At 59.2% G+C, this 23,020-nt stretch carries 18 protein-coding genes; 7 read left to right on the top strand and 11 right to left on the bottom strand.

Annotated elements, in window-relative coordinates; genetic code table 11:
• The first annotated feature begins 90 nt into the window (after nt 1-90).
• From rsgA to GXP70_RS08870, 3 genes are all read left to right on the top strand, one after another.
• Entirely contained in the window at nt 91-1,317 is a 1,227-nt protein-coding gene (gene rsgA, locus GXP70_RS08880) for a ribosome small subunit-dependent GTPase A (protein WP_225442729.1), read from the top strand.
• Between the two features lie 71 nt (nt 1,318-1,388).
• A complete protein-coding gene (locus tag GXP70_RS08875; protein WP_162356108.1) occupies nt 1,389-2,057 on the top strand; it encodes a TetR/AcrR family transcriptional regulator in 669 nt (222 codons plus the stop codon).
• 120 nt (nt 2,058-2,177) lie between these two features.
• Complete coding sequence (locus GXP70_RS08870; RefSeq protein ID WP_318652419.1) at nt 2,178-4,421, top strand: MMPL family transporter; 2,244 nt, start codon at nt 2,178-2,180, stop codon at nt 4,419-4,421.
• A gap of 124 nt (nt 4,422-4,545) precedes the next feature.
• Here GXP70_RS08870 and GXP70_RS08865 read toward each other — a convergent pair whose 3' ends face one another.
• From GXP70_RS08865 to GXP70_RS08845, 5 genes are all read right to left on the bottom strand, one after another.
• Complete coding sequence (locus GXP70_RS08865) at nt 4,546-4,758, bottom strand: YezD family protein (RefSeq protein ID WP_162356107.1); 213 nt, start codon at nt 4,756-4,758, stop codon at nt 4,546-4,548.
• Nucleotides 4,759-4,843: 85 nt separating this feature from the next.
• Nucleotides 4,844-5,908 carry an ABC transporter ATP-binding protein gene (locus GXP70_RS08860; RefSeq protein ID WP_162356106.1) on the bottom strand — a complete coding sequence of 355 codons (1,065 nt, stop codon included), beginning with the start codon at nt 5,906-5,908 and terminating at the stop codon, nt 4,844-4,846.
• Between the two features lie 155 nt (nt 5,909-6,063).
• Entirely contained in the window at nt 6,064-6,933 is an 870-nt protein-coding gene (gene cysW / locus GXP70_RS08855) for a sulfate ABC transporter permease subunit CysW (RefSeq protein ID WP_162356105.1), read from the bottom strand.
• 23 nt (nt 6,934-6,956) lie between these two features.
• Nucleotides 6,957-7,805 carry a sulfate ABC transporter permease subunit CysT gene (gene cysT / locus GXP70_RS08850; protein ID WP_162356104.1) on the bottom strand — a complete coding sequence of 283 codons (849 nt, stop codon included), beginning with the start codon at nt 7,803-7,805 and terminating at the stop codon, nt 6,957-6,959.
• Nucleotides 7,806-7,829: 24 nt separating this feature from the next.
• On the bottom strand, nt 7,830-8,978 hold the full coding sequence (locus tag GXP70_RS08845) for a sulfate ABC transporter substrate-binding protein (RefSeq protein ID WP_162360379.1): 1,149 nt from the start codon (nt 8,976-8,978) through the stop codon (nt 7,830-7,832).
• Nucleotides 8,979-9,500: 522 nt separating this feature from the next.
• On the opposite strand from GXP70_RS08845, the gene GXP70_RS08840 reads away from it, so the two are divergent.
• From GXP70_RS08840 to GXP70_RS08830, 3 genes are all read left to right on the top strand, one after another.
• Entirely contained in the window at nt 9,501-10,520 is a 1,020-nt protein-coding gene (locus GXP70_RS08840; protein WP_162356103.1) for a sulfate ABC transporter substrate-binding protein, read from the top strand.
• 193 nt (nt 10,521-10,713) lie between these two features.
• Complete coding sequence (locus GXP70_RS08835; protein ID WP_225442728.1) at nt 10,714-14,625, top strand: bifunctional 2',3'-cyclic-nucleotide 2'-phosphodiesterase/3'-nucleotidase; 3,912 nt, start codon at nt 10,714-10,716, stop codon at nt 14,623-14,625.
• A gap of 93 nt (nt 14,626-14,718) precedes the next feature.
• The gene (locus GXP70_RS08830; protein WP_162356102.1) at nt 14,719-16,320 is read left to right on the top strand and encodes an S-layer homology domain-containing protein; all 1,602 of its coding nucleotides are present in this window, start codon (nt 14,719-14,721) and stop codon (nt 16,318-16,320) included.
• Between the two features lie 188 nt (nt 16,321-16,508).
• On the opposite strand, the gene dnaI is transcribed toward GXP70_RS08830, so the two are convergent.
• The 4 genes from dnaI to GXP70_RS08810 all read right to left on the bottom strand — a co-directional run bounded on the left by dnaI (nt 16,509) and on the right by GXP70_RS08810 (nt 20,493).
• Nucleotides 16,509-17,468, bottom strand: coding sequence for a primosomal protein DnaI (dnaI, locus tag GXP70_RS08825; protein WP_162360377.1), 960 nt, complete (start codon nt 17,466-17,468; stop codon nt 16,509-16,511).
• A gap of 39 nt (nt 17,469-17,507) precedes the next feature.
• Complete coding sequence (locus GXP70_RS08820; protein ID WP_162356101.1) at nt 17,508-19,034, bottom strand: replication initiation and membrane attachment family protein; 1,527 nt, start codon at nt 19,032-19,034, stop codon at nt 17,508-17,510.
• Nucleotides 19,035-19,157: 123 nt separating this feature from the next.
• The gene (locus GXP70_RS08815) at nt 19,158-20,072 is read right to left on the bottom strand and encodes an alpha/beta fold hydrolase (protein WP_162356100.1); all 915 of its coding nucleotides are present in this window, start codon (nt 20,070-20,072) and stop codon (nt 19,158-19,160) included.
• A 115-nt stretch (nt 20,073-20,187) separates the two neighbouring features.
• The gene (locus GXP70_RS08810) at nt 20,188-20,493 is read right to left on the bottom strand and encodes a YuiB family protein (RefSeq protein WP_162356099.1); all 306 of its coding nucleotides are present in this window, start codon (nt 20,491-20,493) and stop codon (nt 20,188-20,190) included.
• A gap of 166 nt (nt 20,494-20,659) precedes the next feature.
• Here GXP70_RS08810 and hemQ point away from each other — a divergent pair, with 166 nt between their 5' ends.
• On the top strand, nt 20,660-21,406 hold the full coding sequence (hemQ, locus tag GXP70_RS08805; RefSeq protein ID WP_162356098.1) for a hydrogen peroxide-dependent heme synthase: 747 nt from the start codon (nt 20,660-20,662) through the stop codon (nt 21,404-21,406).
• 97 nt (nt 21,407-21,503) lie between these two features.
• Here the strand turns inward: hemQ and GXP70_RS08800 are convergent, their stop codons facing one another.
• Complete coding sequence (locus tag GXP70_RS08800; protein WP_162356097.1) at nt 21,504-21,761, bottom strand: hypothetical protein; 258 nt, start codon at nt 21,759-21,761, stop codon at nt 21,504-21,506.
• Nucleotides 21,761-22,954 carry an NAD(P)/FAD-dependent oxidoreductase gene (locus GXP70_RS08795; RefSeq protein WP_162356096.1) on the bottom strand — a complete coding sequence of 398 codons (1,194 nt, stop codon included), beginning with the start codon at nt 22,952-22,954 and terminating at the stop codon, nt 21,761-21,763. Before GXP70_RS08795 ends, GXP70_RS08800 begins: the two co-directional genes overlap by 1 nt.
• Between the last annotated feature and the right edge of the window lie 66 nt (nt 22,955-23,020).

Below are 23,020 nucleotides of genomic sequence, written 5' to 3'. Positions count from 1 at the left end.
CGCCCTGTCCAACCATGAACGGCTTTAACGGCTATAACGGCTTGAACAATGGCAAGCAAACCGACTATTCGACCAAAAGGGGTTTTCAATTTGAAACTAAGTTCCATGAACATGGACCATACGCATTCGCATGAGCATCAACACAGCATGAACAATCCGCAAGAAACGGCTGACCGCCTCGGCTCGGCGAGCGGCGGGAACGGCTTCGCGCCGGACACGGCCGGCAGCGACGCCGCCTGCACGCTCGGCGCGTTTGGCTGGAACGAGCAGTGGCAGACCGCGTTCGAAGCGGCTCCGAAGCCGGCTGCCGGTCTCGTTCCCGCACGCGTTACGGCCCAGTTCACGAACCAGTACCGCGTGCGCTGCGAAGCTGGCGAGCTGGCCGCCGAAGTGAGCGGCAAATTTCAGTTCCAGGCTTCCGCGCGCGGCGACTATCCGGCCGTCGGCGACTGGGTGCTGGCGCAACCGCTGCCCGGCGAACGGCGCGCTGTTATTCACGGCGTGCTGCCGCGCCGCACGGCGATGATCCGCCGCGCCGCCGGATCCGTTCCGGAGGAGCAGGTCATCGGCGCGAATATCGACACGCTGTTCATCGTCAATGCATTGAACGGCGACTATAACGTCTCCAAAATCGAGCGCTATCTGGTCGCGGCATGGGAAAGCGGCGCCTCGCCCGTCGTGCTGCTGACCAAAGCGGACTTGTGCGACGATGCCGGCCGCCGCGTCGCGGAAGTCGAGTCGGCCGCGCCCGGCGTGCCCGTCCATGCGGTCAGCGCGCTGGAGGATCAAGGCCGCGGCGAGCTGGCGCCGTACTTGCGTCCGGGCCGCACGATCGCGGTCACCGGCTCGTCCGGCGCCGGCAAGTCGACGCTGCTCAACTGGCTGGCCGGCGAAGAGCGCCAGCATGTGCAAGGCGTCCGCGAAGACGATGCGCGCGGACGTCATACGACGACCCACCGCGAGCTGTTCCCGCTTCCCGGCGGCTTCATCATGATGGACACGCCGGGCATGCGCGAATTGCAGCTGTGGGATGCCGGCGACGGCCGGCAGGAAGCGTTCTCGGATATCGAGGCGCTGGCCGCCTCCTGCCGGTTCCGCGATTGCAAGCACGGAGCCGAGCTCGGCTGCGCCGTCAAGCAAGCGCTGCGGAACGGATCGCTGGATGAGCGCCGTTACGCCAGCTACAAGAAAACCGGCCGCGAGCTTGCGCATCAAGCGAAGAAGGAGCAAGCCGTCACGAAGCGCGCCAAGAAGAGCGCGGACAAACGGCTGGCCGCCCGCGAGAACCAGGCGCGCCCCGCGATCGATTACGATTGATTGACGTTCGAGCGTCGGGCGATGTAAGATCTTATCAAGCGATAAGCGATTCAGCGAAAGGACCCGAACGAATGGCAGCACATAAAACGAATCAATCGCATGAAACAAGGGCCATGATCGTCAAGACGGCGAAAGAGCTGTTCATGGCATACGGCTACCGCGCCGTCTCGACGCGGCAAATCGCAGATGCCTGCGCACTCACGCAGCCGGCGCTCTACCATCACTTCTCGGATAAACAATCCCTCTACGTCGATGTCATGCGCTACGTCTGCGAAGGCACTCGGAAAACGCTGGAGCGGATCATTCACCGCGGACCCGCCATCCATGAATGCCTGCTTCACGTGACGACGTACATGATCGTCAATCATCCCGAGGATTTAGGTCAGATGTTTCACGACATCCGGCATGAACTGTCGCCGGAATCGCAGGCGGCGGTTTATGCGCTTTGGAGAACCGCCTATCTCGCGCCCATCGTCTCGATTTTCGAGAACGGCCAGCGAACCGGGGAGCTTCGCAGCTCCGGGCAATCGGGCATCGACGCCGAGAGGTCCGCGCTCCTGCTCATGGGGCTCATCAATCAGACGCTCGCCGCGCAGGCCGTGGGCACTCCGGGCAGCACGGCCGCGAAAAGCGCGGGAGAAGGCGCGGGAAGAAACATAAACGCCTGCAAACAACAAGCGCTTATGTTAGTCAACGTATTGCTTTACGGCTTATCGGCAGCTGAACCCCCTTCGGTTTAGCTGTCCCGGTTAGCCTTTTTTCACACAATCCGCTTATCACTTGATAAGCCGAAAGGCGTAATTACAGCGCTTATTTAATGAAGCGCTAGATAACTGACCGAATTCCAAGGAGAGGAACGAATGAACATGACTGCTCTGGAACGAATAACCGCGGCCGTCGGCGGCCGCCGGGGACGTTGGCTGACGCTCGCGCTTTGGCTTATATCCGTCGCTACGCTGAGCACCCTGCTGCCCGGCGCGAACGAGCGAAAGGACGACACGCTAAGCAACCTCGGCGCGGACCAACCGTCCATGCAAGCCGCCCGGTTGATCCAGCAGCAATTTTCGACAGATGACGGTGTGCCCGCACTGCTTACTTGGTTTCGCGCAGACGGGTTGACGGACGCGGATTTGCAAGGCATCCAAGCGCTCTCGAAGCAGCTCGGGGCCAATCCCGTCCCGCATCAGCAAAGCGCCGTTCCGCTAGACCGCATGCCTCTTGACGCAATGAAGAAGCAGGTTTCCGCGGACGGTACGACGTTCGTGCAGCCGGTGCTCTTCGAGAAGAAGGCCGACAGCGACGGGTTGAAGGAAGGCTTGAATGAATTGGAACAGCGCGTCGACCGCATCTTCGGCGATCAGCACCCGTTCGAGACGGCGCTAACCGACTCCACTGCACTGGCCGCCCGCGTCACGGGTCCGGTCGGCATCGCCGTCGACGCGTCGGGCCTTTTCGGTAACGCCGACGTTTCGCTGCTCATCGCGACCGTCGCCTTGGTTCTCGTTTTCCTCCTGCTCATTTACCGCTCCCCGGTACTGGCGCTCATTCCGCTTGTCGCCGTCGGCTTCGCTTATGGCGCTATCACGCCGCTGCTCGGGTGGATGGCCGATATGGGCTGGATAAGCTTCGATTCGCAGGCGCTGTCGATCATGACCGTGCTGCTGTTCGGCGCCGGGACGGATTACTGTCTCTTCCTCATTGCAAGATTCCGCAAGGAATTGAACGAAGAAGCCGGGATATTCGGCGCGCTGAAGCTTGCCTTCGGCGGTTCCGCGGGCGCGATCGCCATGAGCGGACTGACCGTCGTATTCTCGCTGCTCGTCCTGCTGTTCGGCGAATACGGCACCGTTCGCCGATTCGCGGTTCCGTTCAGCCTCGCGATCCTGATCATGATGATCGCAAGCCTGACGCTGGTTCCCGCCTTGCTCGCGATAATCGGCAGAGCTTCATTCTACCCGTTCGTTCCGCGTACGCGCGAGATGGAGATCAGCCGTGCCACGGCAAAGGGCAAACCGCTGCCGGCGCCTCGCGTCCGGGCAACGGCAAGCGACCGCCTCGGCGATTTCGTGCTCAAGAAACCGAAGCGGATTACGATCCTCGCGACGTTAATCCTGGTGATCGGCGCGATTTTTGCCACCCAAATCAAATACACGTTCGACACGTTGTCCTCTTTCCCCGCCGATATGGGTTCCAGAGAAGGCTTCGCGCTGATCGGCGATCATTTCAACGCGGGGGAGCTGGCTCCCGTCCAGGTTCTCGTTCAATCCGAGGGCAGATCGATCGGCGTGAAGGAGGCGCTTACGGCGCTGCCATACGTAAAGAACGTTGCCGACGCCCGGCAAGGCAGCCAAGATTCCGGAATCTTGAGCTATGAAGTCGAACTTGCCGTCAATCCTTATTCCAATGAAGCGATCGATCGCCTGCCCGGCTTGAGAGCGGCCGCCGAACAAGCGCTGGAGGAATCCGAAATCGACGGCGCAGCCGGCAAGGTATGGATCGGCGGACAAACGGCCGAGCAGTACGATACGAGACAAACGACAAGCGATGACGCCAAGCTTATCATCCCGTTCATCTTAATACTCATCGCGCTTCTGCTGCTCGTCTACCTCCGTTCCATCGTTGCCATGCTTTTCTTGATCGCGACCGTGGTCCTGTCCTATTGCAGCGCGCTCGGCCTCGGCTGGATCGTCCTGCATTACTTCTTCGGCGCGGATGCGATCCAAGGCCTCATCCCGCTTTACTCATTCGTCTTCATCGTGGCGTTGGGGGAGGACTATAATATCTTCATGGTTTCGAGCATCTGGACGAAATCCCGCGTCATGCCGCTTCGCCAAGCCATCAAAGAAGGCGTGTCCCAGACAAGCTCCGTTATTACGTCCGCGGGTCTCATCCTGGCCGGCACGTTCGCCGTGCTCGCCACGCTCCCGATTCAAGTGCTCGTGCAATTCGGCACAATCACGGCACTCGGCGTGCTCCTGGATACGTTCATCGTTCGGCCGTTTCTTGTCCCGGCGCTTATCGTGCTGTGCGGGCGGTATTCGTTCTGGCCGGCCCAAGCGACGGACGTCGGACAGGAGCGCGCGCAGTCCGCGAATCGCGAATAGCAGCCTCTTCCCGACATGCAGCAAACGCCCGAAGCTCAGCGTAAAGCGAGTTTCGGGCGTTTAGCTATTCGCTCTCCCGTCAGAGAGGCTTCTTTCCAGATCCGCTGGGCAAATGGCTAAGGCCCTATTTGCCAACGGCCTTCAACTTATCCCCGGCAAGCTGGGCCGGCGGCTGCTGCTTGGCCGAACCCGTCTCGAACCGCTTGCGCTCGGTTCTGTCGATCTGGACGACGCGGCCGTCGTGCACGGTAATCAGAACCGATCCGTATTCCAGCCCGTTGACTTGCGTCGCAATGCGATCTAACCATTCTTGGTCCAACACGATTGGCTTCGCCATCATAAACCCCTCCTAAAATTGGTGCTAAATAGGTGCTTCTTCATTGACAAGAATAAGTGCCTGCAGCTTGTAAGTCCGACGACGATTAAATATGAACCGGCAGCGGATCGATCTTGAGCGGATTCTCGACCATCGTCGCCGTTTCTTCCGAAATGACGTACATGCGATGAATCAGGACGGCTACATCCTCGCCAGGCTGCAGCGGCGTCTGATCGAGGGACCGGTGCGCGGACAGCCGGTTGTCGCCGACCTCCACGTCCAGCTCCAGATGCGCGCCGCGGAAGAAGACATGGCGCACTTTGCCTTGCACGGCGGCGGACGGGAAGGCGAGCTCTTCCTTGCGCCCCACTTCCACGAACTCGGGGCGAATGATCGCCCGTGCGCCATCCGCCAGCGCGGCTCGCTCGAACCCGGGCAGACTGCCCGGCTGTTCGACGATGCTCGACTGGCCGATGAACCCGGCGACGAACGCCGTACGCGGATCGGTATATATATGGAGCGGCGAGCCCTGCTGCTCCAGCCGGCCCTGCTGCACGATCAGCATCTCGTCGGCCACCTCGACCGCTTCGTCCTGGTCATGCGTGACGAAAATCGACGTGATGCCGAGCTCGGCGATGAGGCCCTTCAGCCAAGTTCGCAGCTCCTTGCGCACCTTCGCATCGATCGCCGCGAACGGTTCGTCCAGCAGCAGCAGCTCCGGCCGCGGCGCAAGCGCCCGCGCAAACGCGACACGCTGCCGCTGTCCGCCGGAGAGCTGATGCGGATAACGCTGCTCGAAACCGCGCAGCCCCGTCAAGTCGAGCAGTTCTCCGACGCGAGCTCGAATCTCCGCCTTGCTTGCCTTGCGAATCGTCAGGCCGAACGCAATGTTATCGAAGACGGTCATATGCTTGAACAAGGCGTAGTTCTGGAACACGAAGCCGATGCCGCGCAGCTGCGGCTGCACGTCGTTGACGCGCTGGCCGTTAATGAAGATATCGCCGGAATCCGGCGTCTCCAGCCCTGCCAGGATGCGCAGCAGCGTCGACTTGCCGCCGCCGCTCGGCCCGAGCAGGCCGATCAGCTTGCCTCTCTCGATGGCGAAGCTCACGTCATGGACGGCTTGATGGCTGCCGAATGACTTGTTGACGTTCCTAATCTCAATATGCATCTTCAGCCCACCTCAAAGTTTTGTGCGAAGCATAATGCCAAGTACACGGCAATGAATACAAAACTCGCTTCGAAAGCATCAGCCTCAAAGTTTTGTGCGAAGCATAATGCCAGGTACACGGCAATGAATACAAAACGCGCTTCGAAAGCATCAGCTTATTTCGGAAGCTGCTTGGCGGTTCGCCATTCGATGAAGCTCTTCACGATCAGCGTCAGCACCGCCAGCATGACGAGCAGCGAGGCGACAGCGAACGATGCGGAGAATTGATATTCGTTATATAAAATTTCTATATGCAGCGGCAGCGTGTTGGTCTCTCCGCGGATATGGCCGGAGACGACGGACACGGCGCCGAATTCGCCCATCGCTCTCGCGTTGCATAGAATAACGCCGTAGAGCAGGCCCCACTTGATGTTCGGCAGCGTCACGCGCCAGAAGATCTGCCATCCTTTCGCCCCGAGGCTTGCGGCGGCTTCCTCCTCCTGCACCCCCTGCGCCTGCATGAGCGGGATCAGCTCCCGGGCGACGAACGGGAAGGTCACGAATGTCGTCGCGAGCACGATGCCCGGCAGCGCGAACACGATCTGGATATTGTGATTGTCGAGCCACGGTCCGAGGAAGCCCTGCGCGCCGAACAGCAGGATGAACACGAGGCCCGCGATGACCGGCGACACCGCGAACGGCAGATCGATCAGCGTAATGAGCACGTTCTTGCCCCTGAACCGGAACTTGCTGATCGCCCATGCCGCCGCGACGCCGAACACGGTGTTGAGCGGAACGGCGATGACCGCCGTCAGCAGCGTCAGCTTCAGCGCCGACAGCGCGTCGGGATCCCGCAGCGCCGCGAAGTACACGTCCGTTCCCTTCTTGAACGCTTCGATGAAGACCGACAGCAGCGGCAGCACGACGACCAAGCCCAGGAACAGCAGCGCGATCGCGGTCAGGACGATCCGGACGACGAGCGATTCGGTGATATGCTTCGGACGCGCCGTCTTCTCGGCCAAATGTACGGTAACAGCTCCAGCCATGTCTATCCCTCCTTATGTCGTCCTTAGGTCGTCACAACGCGGCGATTGCTCCGCCATTGCAGGTAGTTGATCAGCAGCAGCAGCAGGAACGATACGACGAGCATGACGAGGGCGATCGCCGTCGCGCCGCGGTAATCGAACTGTTCCAGCTTCGTCATGATGAGCAGCGGCGCGATCTCCGTCTTCATCGGCATGTTGCCGGAGATGAAGACGACGGAGCCGTATTCCCCGATGCCTCTCGCGAAAGCAAGGGCAAAGCCGGTCAAGAGCGGCGGAATCAGCTCCGGCAGCACGACCCGGCGGAACGTCCGCAAGCGGAAGGCGCCGAGCATGACCGCGGCTTCCTCGACCTCATGGTCGAGGTCCTGCAGCACGGGCTGCACCGTTCGCACCACGAACGGCAGTCCGATGAAGATCAGAGCCAGCGTAATCCCAAGCGGCGTGAACGCCACTTTGATGCCGAGCGGCTCGAGCAGCTTGCCGACCCAGCCGTTCGGCGCGTAGATGGCCGTCAGGGAAATGCCCGCCACGGCCGTCGGCAGCGCGAACGGCATGTCGATCAAGCTGTCGATCAGTTTCTTGCCCGGAAATTTATAGCGGACGAGCACCCAGGCGATGAGCAGTCCGAAGACGAGATTGACGAGCGCCGCGAAGAAGGAGGTCAGGAAGCTGATTTTGTAGGATGCGAGCACCCTGGCGTTCGTCACGGTCTTCCAGAACTGCTCCGGCGTCAGCCCGGTCGTTTTGACGACAATGCCGATTAACGGAATGATAACGATAAGGCTTAAGTAGAATACGGTAAATCCGAGCGATAGGCCGAAGCCCGGAAGCACGCTGCGCGGCTTCGTTCTCTTCTTGGCGGAACTCGTCATGGATAGAGTCAGCTCCTCGTTCGCTTATGCGCCCGGCGTATAGATCTGGTCGAACACGCCGCCGTCGCTGAAATGTTTCTTCTGCGCTTCTGCCCAACCGCCGAAATCGTCGTCGATGTTCAGCATCGGGATTTCCGGAAATTGATCCTTGAACTGTTCCGCGACGGAAGCCAGCTGCGGACGGTAGAAGTTCTGCGCGATGACCTGCTGGGCCGGTTCCGTGTAGAGGTAATCCAGATACGCTTCGGCTACTTCCCGCGTGCCCTTCTTGTCGACGTTCTTGTCGACGACGGCGACCGGAGGCTCAGCCAGGATGCTCAGGGACGGATAGACGATTTCGAATTTATCGCCGAGCTGCTTCTTGGACAGCAGCGCTTCGTTCTCCCAGGCGAGCAGCACGTCGCCGATGCCCTTCTCGACGAATGTCGTCGTCGAGCCGCGGGCGCCCGTATCCAGCACCGGTACGTTGTGGAACAGCGCTTTGACGAATTCCTGCGCTTTCGCTTCGTCGCCGTTGTTCTTCTTCAGCGCGTAGCCCCAGGCCGCAAGGTAATTCCAGCGCGCGCCGCCGCTCGTCTTCGGATTCGGCGTAATGACGCCCACGCCTTTCTTCACGAGATCGTCCCAGTCCTTAATGCCTTTCGGATTGCCTTTGCGGACGAGGAAGACGATCGTCGACGTGTACGGCGAGCTGTTGTTATCGAATTTCTGCTGCCAATCGGACGCGAGCAGGCCCTTATCCGCGACGGAGTCGATATCGTAGCCGAGCGCCAGCGTCACGACATCGGCTTTCAAGCCGTCGATGACCGCCCGGGCTTGCGCACCGGAACCGCCGTGGGATTGCTTGATCGTGACGTCCTGGCCCTTCTCCTGCTTCCAATAGTCGGCGAACAGTTTATTGTAGGCTTCATATAATTCACGCGTCGGATCGTAGGAGACGTTGAGCAGTTCAACGGACTTCTTCGATCCGTCGCCGTTTGTCGACGCGGGTTCGGCTGCATTGCCGTTCGATGCGTTGGCATCCGTCTTGCCGTTCGTGCCGGATTGGTTCGCGGCACCGTTAGTACCGGATTTCTCGTTCGGGCCCGAATCCCATCCGCAGCCGGTCAGGGCGATCGCGAAAGCGACCAGGATCATCAGCGTTTTCAGCGGTACAAACGTTCTCTTTTTCATGTTGGACATGTAAAAGCACCCCTTATCATCGTTTGACAGATAATGAACCTGTTTCGGCGCCGCGTTGACCGGTAGCTAAAACAATTTATTCCTACCCGTTTAGTTGGTTATGTGGCAATATTAGCAATGGATAAGCTTTCTTGTCAATTCATTTTTTTCGGGAAATTTATGAGACCTATCAGTTCTTCTTATATAGGGGTTCAGCTATCCGGAGAGGCTGGCCTTCAGACCCATTTTCTGCCCTTCTATACCCATCCCCTCCCAGAAAACAGCCTCGTGCCGACCGCAACCCGCTCTGCGTGCAGCCCGTAACCGCCCCTTTTAAATCGAATAAATCTTAGTTGACAACTTGGAATTGTCTGGATTATGATGAGTCCATCAAGCCGACCGGTCCACCGGAGGCCTCGATCGAACCGCTATTGGCGCTCATTGCCGACGATTGTAGCGGACGTTCGGGGCCTCCTTTTATTTGCCCGGACCGATGCTCGGCGGATACATATCGATACCGGGGAGTTGTTGTCTATGAAGAGAAAGCTGCTCATCGTCTTTACCGTCATCACGCTCATCCTGTCCTTATCCTCCACAAGCTTTGCCGCATCCGCGAAGACGACCAAGAAAGACGTCACGCTGCTGAACGTCTCCTACGATCCGACGCGCGAGCTGTACGTGCAGTTCGACAAGGCGTTCGCTTCCTACTGGAAGAAGAAAACCGGTCAGAACGTCACGATCAAGCAATCGCACGGCGGCTCCGGCGCGCAAGCCCGCTCCGTCATCGACGGCCTGGAAGCGGATGTCGTCACTTTGGCGCTCGCTTACGACATCAATGAAATCCAGCGCGCCGGACTCATTAACGACGGCTGGCAAAGCCGCTTCGCGAAGAACAGCTCGCCGTACACGTCGACGATCGTCTTCCTCGTCCGCAAGGGCAATCCGAAGAAAATCAAGGATTGGAGCGACCTGGTTCAGAAGAACGTTTCCGTCATTACGCCGAATCCGAAGACGAGCGGCGGCGCGCGCTGGAACTTCCTCGCGGCATGGGCTTACGCGCTGAAGCATAACAACCACAACGAAGCGAAAGCGACCGATTTCGTCGCGAAGCTGTACAAGAACGTACCGGTGCTGGACTCCGGCGCCCGCGGTTCGACGACGACATTCGTGGAACGCGGCATCGGCGACGTGCTGCTCGCTTGGGAGAACGAAGCGTATCTGGCGCTTAAGGAGCATCCGAAGGACTTCGAAATCGTGACGCCTTCCTACAGCATCCTGGCCGAGCCGCCGGTTGCCGTCGTCAACAAGAACGCCGACAAGCACGGCACGCGCGACGTCGCCAAAGCGTATCTGGATTACCTCTACACGAACGAAGGCCAAGAGATCGTCGCGCAGAACTTCTACCGTCCGACAAACCTGGCCGTTGCGGCCAAGTACGCCAAGCAATTCAAGAGCCTCGAGCTGACGAACATCAAGAACTTCGGCGGCTGGGACAGCGCGCAGGCCAAATTCTTCAACGACGGCGGCGTGTTCGACAAAATCTATAAACCATAATTCGCCTGCATATCCTAAGAAGACCGCACAGCCTAAGCCGTGCGGTCTTTCCTATGACGGACGATGTCGTAATTAAAGGCCGCCGCGCGACAAATTGTCTGGCTTTTCGAAACGTTAATACGAAATTAAATCTCCCCTTACATTTGCGAGGCTATAATACCTTAGACCAATAGAAAGGTGGAGTACCTAAAAAATGGTTTCCGTTCGCAAGAGAATGTCGCGGTCCGCATTGGCCGCCTCCCTTCTCGCCGGCTTTCTGGCCTCGTCCTACCTCGCCGCTCCCGTAAAAGCAGAAACGTCCGCCGTCGCAGTCAATGACACGCAAGGAGTTGTCGCCGACAAACCGTTCGCGCTCTCGAGCCCGACGCTGTCATCGGACGGCGGCATCATGGCAAGCGTTGTCGTTACGCCGGGCAGCGTCTCGCATGCCGGCGACGAATCCGTCGTATTCGAGCTCTTCGACGGCAACGTGCCTGTCGGCATCACGGCATTGACGAAAGACATCACGAGCCCCGAGAAGGTGACGGCGCACTTCAACCGCACCGGCAGCCAGCTCTACGTGAAAGTATTCGTCGTGGATAAATACGGCGGCAGCCTGACCGAAGTCGGCACCAGCCTTGCCGATCCGATCACGATCGACGACACCCTGCAGCTGCGTATCATGGAAACGACGGACATTCATACGAACTTCATGAACTATGACTACTACAAAGACGCTCCGTCCGATACGGTAGGACTCGTCAAAACCGCCGCGCTGATCAAGCAATCGCGCGCCGAAGCGACGAATTCCCTGCTCGTCGACAACGGAGATTTGCTGCAAGGCACGCCGCTCGGCACGTACATGGCGAAGATTCAGCCGCTTGCCGACAAGCAAGTTCACCCTGCGTATAAAGCCATGAATCTATTGGGCTACGATATCGCGACATTCGGCAATCATGAATTCAATTACGGCCTCGATTATTTGGACGAAGCGATCGACGACGCGGACTTCCCTTACGTCAACGCGAACGTGTACGTCGACGACCACGACTCGAATCCGGATAACGACGTCAACAAGTACAAGCCGTACATCATTATGAACAAAACGTTCAAAGACGCCAGCGGACGCGAGCAGACGGTCAAGGTCGGCTTCCTCGGCCTCGTCACGCCGCAAATCATGGATTGGGACAAAGACAATCTAAGCGGTAAAGTCATCACGAAGGATATCGTCGCGACCGCTCAGAAATTCGTTCCGCAGATGCGCGCGGAAGGCGCGGACATCGTCGTCGCGCTGACGCACTCCGGCTTCAACGGCTCGGCCGTTGCAGGCGCGAGCTCGGAAGACGCCGTCTATCCGCTCAGCAAAGTGCCGGGCATCGACGCCATTACGTTCTCGCATACGCATAAAATTTTCCCGGCCACGAGCGTAAGCACGCTCGACGCGCTGTTCAAGGACGCAAGCGGCAACCCGCTTCCGGGCGTCGACAACGCCAAGGGCACCATTAACGGCGTTGCGGCCGTACAAGCCGGCTTCGGCGGCGCGAACCTCGGCATCATCGACCTGACGCTGAAGAAGGCGGACGGCAAATGGCAAGTCGTCAACTCGCAATCGCAGAACAAATACATCTACGATACGGTGAACAAGAAGCCGCTCGTCGACGCCGATCCGGCAATCGTCGACGCCATCAAGGCCGAGCACGAAGCTACGATCGCTTACGTCAATCAAGCCATCGGCGACACGACGGCGCCGATCTACAGCTACTTCGCGCTCGTGCAGGACGACCCGTCGGTTCAAATCGTCAACCAGGCGCAGAAATGGTTCGCGGAGCAGACGCTCGCTTCGAGCGACTCCCCGGACAAGAGCTTGCCGATTCTGTCCGCGGGCGCGCCGTTCAAAGCGGGACGCAACGGCCCGAGCGAGTATACCGATATCAAGAAGGGCAGCTTGGCGATCAAGAGCGCAAGCGACTTGTATCTCTACGACAACACGCTGAAAGCGGTCAAGCTGAAAGGCTCCGATATCAAGGAATGGCTGGAAATGTCGGCGGGCATGTTCAATCAGGTCGACCCGGCCAAGTCCGGCGAACAGCCGCTGCTTAACCCAAGCTTCCCGGTGTACAACTTCGACGTCATCGACGGCGTCACGTACCGGATCGACGTCACGAAGCCGGCGAAGTACAAGGCTGACGGCACGGTCAATGACGGCACGTCCAGCCGGATCGCGGACCTGAAGTATAACGGTCAAGCGATCGACCCGAATCAGTCCTTCATCGTCGTCACGAACAATTACCGCGCCGGCGGCGGCGGCAACTTCCCGGGTCTGAAGGGCGCGCCGATCGTGATCGACTCGGCAACGGAGAACCGTCAAGTGCTGATGGACTATATTACGGCCCAACATACGATCAATCCGTCCGCGGACGGCAACTGGTCGATCGCGCCGATCGCAGGCGACCTGAACGTCACGTTCACCTCGTCTCCGGCCGCCGCGCCGTATCTTGCCGAGAATCCGCAAATCACGTCCCTGGACAGAACGGACGACAAAGGCTTCAACGTGTTCAAGCTCGACGTGAGCGGCAGCCATGCGCCTCAGCCGGGCGGCGGCGAAGGCAGCGGCAACGTGAACGTGCAATTGCTCGGCATCAACGATTTCCACGGCCAATTGGACTTCTCGGATATCGATAAGGCCAGCGGCAAAACCGTAGGCGGCGTCGATTACTTGTCGGCTTACCTGAAGCAATACGAATCGCAAAATCCGGCCAACACGCTGCTTATCCAGAACGGCGATTCCGTCGGCGCAAGCTCCCCGGTATCCGCGCTCGAACGGGACAAGCCCACGCTCGACTGGTTGAATTACATGGGCTTCGATGTAGGCACGCTCGGCAATCATGAATTCGATCAAGGCGTGCCTGCGCTGATGGCTCAACTGAACGGCGGGCAAGACCCGATTAACACGAGCGTGGCGTACGCGAAGGCGAACATGGATTACGTCAATGCCAACGTCATCGACAAAACCACGCATCAGCCTATCATCGCGCCGTATGTGGTCAAAGAAGTCGGCGGCGAGAAAATCGGCTTCATCGGCGTCGTCACGATGCTGACGCCAAGCAAAGTGTCCCCTGCCGCGCTGGCTCCGGTCGACATCGTCGACCAAGCGCCGGTCGTCAATGCGGCGGCGGCGGAATTGAAGGCGCAGGGCGTCAAAGCCATCGTCGTGCTCGCGCATGATCCCGCTACGCAGAAAGACGGCGTCATTACCGGCGAAGCGGCGGATCTCGCCAATGCCGTCGACGACGAGATCGACGTTATTTTCTCGGGCGACAACCACGTCAAGGTGAACGGTACGGTGAACGACAAGCTCATCGTCCAATCGGCCTCCTACGGGACCGCGTTCTCGGACGTCGATCTAGAGATCGATCCGGCTACGCATGACATCGTGAAGAAGTCGGCGAAGATCGTCGACGTGTTCCACGACGGAATTACGCCCGATGCCGGCGCAGCCGGAATCGTGCAGGCTTCCTTGACCAGACATCCCGAGCTGCTGGAGCCTGTCGGCACGACCGCGGCCGTCATTGCGAAAGAAAATGCGTATACGCAAGAGATCGCGCTCGGAAGCCTGATCGCCGACGCGATGAAGGATGCGATGCAGACCGACTTCGCCTTCATGAATCCGGGCGGCATTCGCGCCGATCTGCCGAAAGGCACGATCGTCTACTCCGATCTGTTCCGTATCCAGCCGTTCGGCAACCAGCTCGTCAAGATGACGCTGACCGGCGCTCAAATCAAGACGCTGCTTCAGCAGCAATGGGGCGCGGCAGCCGCGGATACGAAGACGCTGCAAATCTCCGGCTTGAAGTATACGGCCGATTTCAGCAAGCCGATCGGCGAACGGGTCGTGTCCTTGACCAAGGAAGACGGCACGCCGATCGAAGATAATACGGCTTACACGGCCGTCGTGAACAACTTCATGGCCGCCGGGGGCGACAACTACACGATTCTGACGCAGGGCACGAACCAGCAGGCAGGCATCTCGGATATCGAAGCGTTCTACAACTACGTGCTGAATACGTTCGACCACGGCACGATCACAGCCAGCGTGAAGGGCCGGATTACGAACGTCAACCTGTAACTCCAACCGTCTTAACCATGACCGAAGGCGCTCCCGGCAGGCCAGCCAGCGGCCGGCCCGCCGGGAATCGCCGAATCGAAAGGAGTTCTAACGTTGAAAAGAAAAGTTTTGATCGCGGCGCTGGCATTGGCCTCAGGGATAACGATGGCGCTCCCTTCCGCCGTGCCGACTGCGGCTTATGCCGCCGAAGCGTCGGCCACCGTACAGACGGGCACGTCGATCGACGCCGTCCCGACCCGCTATGCCGGCGACACGGTTACGATCAGCGGCGCGACCGACGCTGCGGACGTCATCATAAAAGTATTGGATCCCGACGGTACCGTGCTCTTCTTCGACATCGCCGCATCGAGCGGCGGCCGCTTCCAGGACTCGTTCAAGCTGTCTTCCTCCGCGCCGGCGGGAACGTATAAGATCGCTGCCGGACAAGGCACGAATGTCGCTTCGGCGACGTTCAGCGTTGCATCCAGCAGCGGCGGCGGCGGTAACGGCGTTGGAAACGGCGGCGGCGGTTCAACAACAACCTCGGGCGGCGGCGGCAATACCGGCACCGGTCCGACGGACAACGCAGCCGTTCAGATTCATTTCGCCCTATCCGATCTTCCCGCGCCGGTCGGCGGCATCGTCACGCTGGACACCGCAGGCCAGCTCGGCGGCGGAGGTGGCGGCAACGTGGAAGTGCTGCTGCCGGCGGCCATCAGCCAATCGCTCGGCGGCGGCAGCCTGCGCATCCTGCTTCCGAACGGCTCGGTAACGCTGCCGAAGGACGTGCTGAGCGCGCTCGGCACATTGGCCGGCAGCGATGGCAAAGCCCAAATTTCGCTGCATGTTCAGGCCTTGTCGGCTGACGAGCTGAAGGCGGCCTTGGCGAAGTCCGGACAATCCGGCGCAGGTCTCGTGCCGCAAGGCAGCCTGTACGCGTTCACGCTCGGCATCGCGAAGGAAGACGGAACGCTCAGCAAGCTCAGCGCGTTCCCTGCGCCGGTCGCCCTGCAATTCAAGCTTCAAGGCGATACGGACGCGCGGCTCGCCGGCATCTATTACTTCTCCGACGGCGGCGCAGTCGAATATATCGGCGGCGTCCTGCGCGACCGGACCTTGTCGGCGGAGGTCAGCCATTTCAGCAATTACGGCGTATTCGTCTACGCCAAGAACTATACGGACGTCCCTGCGACGTACTGGGCGGCAGGCGTCATCCAGGAAATGACGGCGAAGCATGTCGTTCAAGGCATCTCGGCCAGCCAGTTCGGTCCGAAGCAGAACGTGACGCGCGCCGAATTCGCGGCGATGCTGGTCCGCGCGCTCGGCCTGAAAGCGACGGGCGACGCGCCGTTCGCGGACGTGCCGGCCGACAGCTGGTACGCCGAAACGACGGCGGCCGCTTACGCGAACGGCATCGTCAACGGCACGACCGGCGGCAAGTTCGAGCCGGGCAAGCCGATCGCCCGCGAAGAGATGGCGGCCATGATCGCGCGGATATACGCCAAACAGCACGGCAGCGAAGCCCCGGGCGGCAGCGCGTCTGATCTTGCGGTCTTCAAGGACGCGAACGCCATCAGCGCATGGGCGAAGCCGGAAGTGCAATCCGCGGTGCACGCCGGATTGATGCAAGGCAGCGTCGGCCTGTTCGCGCCGCGCGGAAGCGCCACCCGCGCGGAAGCGACGCAGGTGCTCGCGAATCTGCTGCTCGAGCAATAAGCATCGCGCTGCTTCGACAAAAATGACCTCGAAATCCGCTTGGCTGCGGATTTCGAGGTCATTTTCGTGTGTTATTCGTCTGTTATTCGTGCGTGAATGGAGATTTCCCTATGTCAGGCGAACCGCCTTTATGGTCGGCATTATTCGCTCTTCCCGTTACTAAGTCCGCGCTCTTACCGCGGCGCCCGCTACTTCGAACGTCCGCGCTTGTTATGGCCCGTGACATGCACCGGCTGCACGTAATGACGGATCCGGTCCATCAGCCGCTGGCCTCTATGCTCGTCGTCGCCGTCCTTGTTCGTGAAGCTGAAATGCTGCTCGATATCGTCCAGGCTGTAATTCGACGTGTAGAAGGTCGGCTTGCGGTTCATCCGGTAGTTCAGGATCGCGCCAAGCACATGATCCCGCACCCACGGATTTAAGTTCTCCGCCCCGATATCGTCGAAGATCAGGAGATCCGTCTCCTTCAGCATATCGACCGTTTCTTTCACCTTGCCCTGCTCCAGCATGAGCGTCTTCATGTCCTCGACGAATTCCGGCATGTAGACGATCGCGCCCGTAAGTCCCGTTTTCGCCAGCTCATGCAGCATATAACACATCAGGAACGTCTTGCCCGTACCGAACGAACCGCTCAAGTACAGCCCTTCCGGCTGCAGTCCTTCTTCCTTCGTCCGGTCGATATAGCTGATCACCTGAAGAACGGATTTCATCCGCTCGGCGTCCCGGGAGAAGATCTCGTCCACGGAATAGCCGTGCGACAGCGCCCGTTCATCCATGTAGAAGCTGCGAATCCGGCTCCGAATCCGGTCTTCGCTCTGCCTGGCAATCAGCTTCTTGCACGTGACCTTGCGGTCCGTCAGCTGCACGAGGCCGCCGACCGTCTCGCAGGACAACTCGGTATAATGGCCTTCGAAATCGTTCGGGCACTGGTCGAGTCCTTGGCAATTCGAACAATTGCGGTATTCCTGGGTACATTGGTAAACGCGGTTCATATTGAGCCGGATCGTCGACTCGTCCAGCTCCGGGTATTTCGCGCGAAGCTTCGCGACAAGCGGGTCCGCAAGCAGGTCGGCCATCAATTTGTCCGCATGCTGCCGAATATTCCTGCCGCCCGGCATCGCCTTCAGCAGATCGCCCAGCGACTCCATCGCCATGTTGGCTTCACCTCTTCCCTTCTGCTTCGAATTCTATTTGCCATCCAGCTTGCGCGTCAAGCGCCGGATCTCTTCCATTTCCTCATCCGTGAGCGCCGCGCCGTTCGTCGTTTCCGGCACCATCGGAATAAGCGGCTTGCGCCTGCCTTTCGCGGCCGCGGCGCTTCCGCCGTTCCTTCTGGCGCCCGCCGGCGCCGCGTTCCCGCTCTCCCTGCGCCGTTCCTTGTCCTGGTCGACCTGCAGCTGTTTGCGCACGTAGCCGACCGCCTGCTCGAACGTTTCGACGCCTTGCACGAGCATGTTGTTCGCAATCGAATCGATAATGCCTCTATTGAGACGGTCCGCATCCAGCAGGCCGAAGACGTAATGAATGAGTACGTTAATCACGGCGCCCTGCATGCGATAGTTCAAATCGAACTTATCGAACTGCCGAATGAAATCGTCCGGCACGGCGCCTTTGAAGAAGCGCGCGATAAACCGGGTGTGCGGCTCGTTCCGCATCAGCATGTTGTATTGATGAATATCGCAGCGGCCGGCAAGCTGAGCCGGCACGTCCATATAGAATTCCGCCAGCACGCCCACTTCGTCCGGCATCTCGTCCGCGGCGCCTTCCTTGGCATTATCGGCTCTGAGCGACTCCATCCGGCCGTACAGCCGTTCGCGCTCGTCCTGGCGCTTGCGGTCCTGCCGGAACATCTGATTGCCCCGCAGCTGCAGCTCGTCGATCTGCAGCTCTCCTTGCGGGGAGAACGCATGGTCCTCGTCCAGCAGCCGGCAGACGTCAACGACGCTCAAGCTGTATTTGTACGCGACGTAATTCAGCTGCGCCATCGCTTCGTCATTGCCGCGAAGCCGTTCGACATGCTGCCGGTTGCGCGAATTGCGCGGGAAGCGCATGATGATCTCCCCGTACTGCATGCCTGCCGTTTCCGCGGGCTGCTGCTTCGGCGCGGCCTGCCGGGATGGCGCGACTTCCGTCAGCGCCTGCTCCAGCTCGGGGTCGAAGCCTTGCGTGTTCAAGCGGAACAGCTCGTAGAACGGCACCGTAATGTCCTCGCGCGTCAGCTCCGCGCCCGCCAGCTCGTCGGACTCCTGCGAATAGAAGGATTCCCGAAGCGCAATGACGGAATGCTTGCCGACCTTATCCCGCAGCAGCAGCGTCAGATGCGGACTATTGAAGAACTCGTCCGGAGACAGCGGCTTGACCACTTCGTATTCGTACACGACATCGTCATTGTCCGGCACTCCGAGCCGCGTCGCCTGAAGCAAGCCGACAGCTTCCAAACGCGATGCCTGATTGACCAGCTCCTGCCGCCCGCGCTCATGCATCTCCAGACCGAGCCCGAGCAGCAATTTGCGCTGCGGCTCCAGCTCCGAGTAGCCGACGCGGTCATCCGCCACCTGCTGATAGAGCAGGTGATAGAGCCCCACGGCAAAAGCGCCGATCATCGATTGATAGATCAGCCCGATCATTTTACGGTCGACGGCGCTTAGCGAAAAATCGCGAAAGGTGTAATAGCGGTGATGTTCCGTAAATTGGTGCATATTGCCGATCCGCATTTCATGTTCGACTCCATCCGCCTTGTATTCTTGTTTACTAGTCTATCATAAAAGAGGTCCGTTTTTCAGGACGCAAAAAAAGAAAATTCCCCCTTGCGAAGGGAACTTTCCCTCTCTTCTTCCTTAATGCACGTAGGAATTTCGAAGCGTCTGCGCGTGAGTCACGCTTCCCTCCGCGCCTTCCTTGACGCCATGGTCGGAGAGCTCCCGAAGCAGCGCCTCCCGCTCGTCATGCGTATCGGCAAGCTCCGGATGCTCCTGCTTCGCCATCCAGCGAGACATGACGAACGATGTCGTCACCGGCTCGTGCGTCGCCAGCTGGCCCTTGGCGCCGTTGATGCCGAACAGCTCGCTGTTCGGGAGCAGCCGGTGCAGACGCGAGGCGTATATGCCGCCCAGCGAATCCTTCGCCCCATAGAGCAGCAGCACCGGCTGCTTGATATGGCGGACGCGGCGTTCCAGCCCGTCCTCCAGGCATGCCGCCGCGTAGTCCCTCCACCTGGCCGGATCGCCCAGCTTGGCTTCCGTCCGCAGCTCCTCGAATTCCGTCCGCGTCCGCGCCTCGCTCCAGGCCGCCTTGAAGGCGATGGGCTCCTTCGGCGCGAGCATGCTCGATATATAAGCGGCCTGCAGCTTCGAGCGGCTGCGAATATCGGTATACGCCGCGCTTCCCGACAGCAGCATGCCGCCGACGAACCGCTGCGGATGCAGCAGCAGCGCCGCGAGCGCCGGGAACGAGCCCGCCCCGTATGCGCACACGTACGCCCGCTTCACGTCAAGCTTATCGAGCAGCAGTCGCATATCCTCCGCGATCATCCCAAGCGTCATGCGGCTGTTCCCGCTGTCGCTGAACCCATGACCGCGTATATCCCAGCGGATCAACCGATGCGTCGCGCCCAGCTGATCCTCGATGCTGCCGAACAGCCTGCTCGTCAAGCACGGCGGGTGGACGCAGATGACGGTTCCCTCCCGGCCCTGCCCGCCGGCGGCCGGCTCCTGTACGTACAGCCCTACATCCCCAATATGAAAAAACGGCACAGCGCATCACCTCGGTAACCGCGCGACCGACGGAAGCGTTGCCCGGCTTTCTCCGTGCACTTCCGTCAGCCCGCGTTTTCCTTAGTATGGCCGTACCGGTAAACGATCTTGCATGCTAGAACATTTTGTAGCCGCCGCGGCGCAGCAGCCGGATCGTCGTGCCGCTCACGTAAGCGCCGATCAGCGCGCCGATGCCCGGCAGGATATCGACGAACGTGAAGGACGTGAAATTGCCGCCGAACGATTTGGTGTTGTCCCACGTTTGCCAGATGAAGATCGGCACCAGAACGATAATGAATAAATAAATCGGAAAAAAGGTCGTCTTGAGCAGCATGTTCAAAATAAACCCGATCCCGAACATCATCACAAAAAATAATACAGTCGCGATAACCAACTGCAAAATGTTTACGTCCGTATTCATGTGGAAACTCTTCCCCTTTCGCTACAAATAGTGTAGTAGATGGCCGAATGGAAGTCAATTTGTAACGCAATGTTGTCACAAGACCGCCATTTGCTCTCGTTCCTTCCGTTACGATACAATGGATGCGACATACGTCTCGCAAATCGTTGAATAGGGAGAGATGACCATGAGTGAAGCGGCTCAAACGCTGGAAGGCTGGTATGCGCTGCACGATTTCCGTTCCATCGATTGGATGGCTTGGACGGCGGCGGAGGAAGCGGAGCGGCAATTGGCCCTGGACGACCTCCATTCGTTCCTGAAACAATGGCAGTCCATTGAAGATAACAAGCAAGGCAGCACGGCGTTCTATTCGATCGTCGGACAGAAGGCGGATTTCGTGCTGATGCATCTGCGCGAGACGCTCGAGGAGCTGAACGCCATCGAGAACGCGTTCAACAAGTCCGCGTTCGCGCAATTTACGATCCCCGCCCACTCGTACGTAAGCGTCGTCGAGCTGAGCAACTATATGGGCCAGCCCGGCACCGATCCGCTGCAAAATCCCGAGATCGTCGCGAGATTGAAGCCGATCCTGCCGAAATGGAACCATATTTGCTTCTATCCGATGAACAAACGCCGTTCGGGCAACGACAACTGGTACATGCTGTCGATGGACGAGCGTAAAGCGATGATGCGCAGCCACGGCATGATCGGCCGCACGTACGCGGGCAAAGTGAAGCAGATCATTACCGGCTCCGTCGGCTTCGACGACTGGGAATGGGGCGTCACGCTCTTCGCGGAAGACGCGCTCCAGTTCAAGAAGCTCGTCTATGAAATGCGCTTCGACGAAGTAAGCGCGCGCTTCGGCGACTTCGGCGACTTCTACGTCGGCAACCGCCTGACGGAAGAGAAGCTGGCCGAGCTGTTCAGCGTCTAGGCTTTAACGCCGGCATGCCTAATCGATACGCAGCAAAGAAGCGGATGGGGCGCCTTCGGGCCCTCCATCCGCTTCTTATTATCCTTCCACCTCTATCTTAATCCTCGTCGTTGTCTTCCTCGAGCAGGCGTTTCATTTCCAAATACGCTTCCGTCTGGCGGTCGCGCTCCCTGCCCTTCTCCTTCAGACGCTCGATCGCGGGCAGAATGAGAATATCGACTTCCTTCTGAACGGTATACGCCAAATCATAGCGGTTCTGCGACTCGAGGAACGAACCGACCTCCATGAGCGCGTTATACCGATCCAGCTCCTCGCGCAGCAGCAGCCCCCGAACTTGCACGCTGCAGTGCCGCATTACAGGAACTTGCCTTTGCGGATCACGAGCGGGATGCCGCCGATAATGTATAGATAACGGATATCGATGGCTTTCTTCAGCCATGCGGCGACGCGGCCCTTGTATTTCTTGCCGAATGCCAGACCGACCGCTTCGCCTCTGCCCAAGGAAGCGACGGTGCCTTTGTTCTTGAACTCGAATTTCTTCAGCGGCTGGTTGCGGATGGAGGCTACCAGATTATGCGCGCAGACGACGCCTTGCTGCATCGCGATTTGCGCGGTCGGCGGATACGGACGCCCTTCCGGGTTGAACATGAGCGAGTTGTCGCCGACGACATAGATATGCTCGTGGCCCGGAACGCGAAGGAACTCGTCGATCTTCACGCGTCCGCGCATCGTTTCGATGCCGGCTTCCTCGATCAGGCGGTTGCCCCGCACGCCTGCGGCCCAGATGACCGTCGCCGCGCGGATCTCTTCGTTATCGCCGACGATAACGCCGTCCGGCGTGCACTCCTTGATCGGCGTTCCGATGCGGAACGTGACGCCTTTCTTCGTTAACACGTCCATCGCGTACTCGACAAGCTCCGGATCGAAGCCCGGAAGCGCGGTCGGCGCGGCTTCCACGTTGTAGATCTTGACGAGGGACGGATCCACGTCGTTCTGCTTGCACAGCTCCGGCATGCGATCCGCCAGCTCGCCGACGAATTCGATGCCGGTGAACCCTGCGCCGCCGACGACGAACGTCAAGTAATCCGTGCGGTGCGGCTCGCGCTTGTAGCGGGCGAATTGGTATTCGATATGTTCACGGATCAGACGAACCGAGTTGATGCTGCGGATGTTCATGGCGTGCTCCAGCATGCCCGGAATACCGAACGTTTCGGGTTCGCCGCCAAGGCCGATCACGAGATAGTCATAGGAAAGCGTGCCATCCTCGAGGATCACTTTCTTATCCTGCGTCCGGATTTGCACGACGGTCGATTTTACGAAATCGATTTTGAACTCATCGATCAGCTTCGAGATGCTTACGCGCGCATTTTCCGTCTTGTCCGTTCCGGCGGCGGGCATATGCAGATGAGTCGTGAAGTAATGATAGTCGTGCTTGTTGACGAGCGTTACGTCGGCTTCGTTGTAATTCAGTTCCTTCTGCAGCCGAAGCGCCGTCAGGATGCCGCCGTAACCGGCACCCAAGATAACAATTTTCGGTATGTTGCTCATCCAGAATCCCATCCATTCGTTAAGTCTTTTCTTTTTCTTTTTTGTGTGAATGATAAACAAAGCGTA

The sequence above is a fragment of the Paenibacillus lycopersici genome (assembly GCF_010119935.1).
Lineage (GTDB): Bacteria > Bacillota > Bacilli > Paenibacillales > Paenibacillaceae > Paenibacillus_Z > Paenibacillus_Z lycopersici.
Note: the sequence above shows the minus strand (reverse complement) of the source record. Positions and strands in the feature narration are given on the sequence as shown.

Bases quoted from the DNA above. Each gene is read 5' to 3' on its own strand.
- GXP70_RS08875 (WP_162356108.1), top strand. From the start codon at position 1,389: ATGGCAGCACATAAAACGAATCAATCGCATGAAACAAGGGCCATGATC.
- GXP70_RS08870 (WP_318652419.1), top strand. From the start codon at position 2,178: ATGAACATGACTGCTCTGGAACGAATAACCGCGGCCGTCGGCGGCCGC.
- GXP70_RS08865 (WP_162356107.1), bottom strand. From the start codon at position 4,758: ATGGCGAAGCCAATCGTGTTGGACCAAGAATGGTTAGATCGCATTGCG.
- GXP70_RS08860 (WP_162356106.1), bottom strand. From the start codon at position 5,908: ATGCATATTGAGATTAGGAACGTCAACAAGTCATTCGGCAGCCATCAA.
- cysW (WP_162356105.1), bottom strand. From the start codon at position 6,933: ATGGCTGGAGCTGTTACCGTACATTTGGCCGAGAAGACGGCGCGTCCG.
- cysT (WP_162356104.1), bottom strand. From the start codon at position 7,805: ATGACGAGTTCCGCCAAGAAGAGAACGAAGCCGCGCAGCGTGCTTCCG.
- GXP70_RS08845 (WP_162360379.1), bottom strand. From the start codon at position 8,978: ATGAAAAAGAGAACGTTTGTACCGCTGAAAACGCTGATGATCCTGGTC.
- GXP70_RS08840 (WP_162356103.1), top strand. From the start codon at position 9,501: ATGAAGAGAAAGCTGCTCATCGTCTTTACCGTCATCACGCTCATCCTG.
- GXP70_RS08835 (WP_225442728.1), top strand. From the start codon at position 10,714: ATGGTTTCCGTTCGCAAGAGAATGTCGCGGTCCGCATTGGCCGCCTCC.
- dnaI (WP_162360377.1), bottom strand. From the start codon at position 17,468: ATGGAGTCGCTGGGCGATCTGCTGAAGGCGATGCCGGGCGGCAGGAAT.
- GXP70_RS08820 (WP_162356101.1), bottom strand. From the start codon at position 19,034: ATGCGGATCGGCAATATGCACCAATTTACGGAACATCACCGCTATTAC.
- GXP70_RS08810 (WP_162356099.1), bottom strand. From the start codon at position 20,493: ATGAATACGGACGTAAACATTTTGCAGTTGGTTATCGCGACTGTATTA.
- hemQ (WP_162356098.1), top strand. From the start codon at position 20,660: ATGAGTGAAGCGGCTCAAACGCTGGAAGGCTGGTATGCGCTGCACGAT.
- GXP70_RS08800 (WP_162356097.1), bottom strand. From the start codon at position 21,761: ATGCGGCACTGCAGCGTGCAAGTTCGGGGGCTGCTGCTGCGCGAGGAG.
- GXP70_RS08795 (WP_162356096.1), bottom strand. From the start codon at position 22,954: ATGAGCAACATACCGAAAATTGTTATCTTGGGTGCCGGTTACGGCGGC.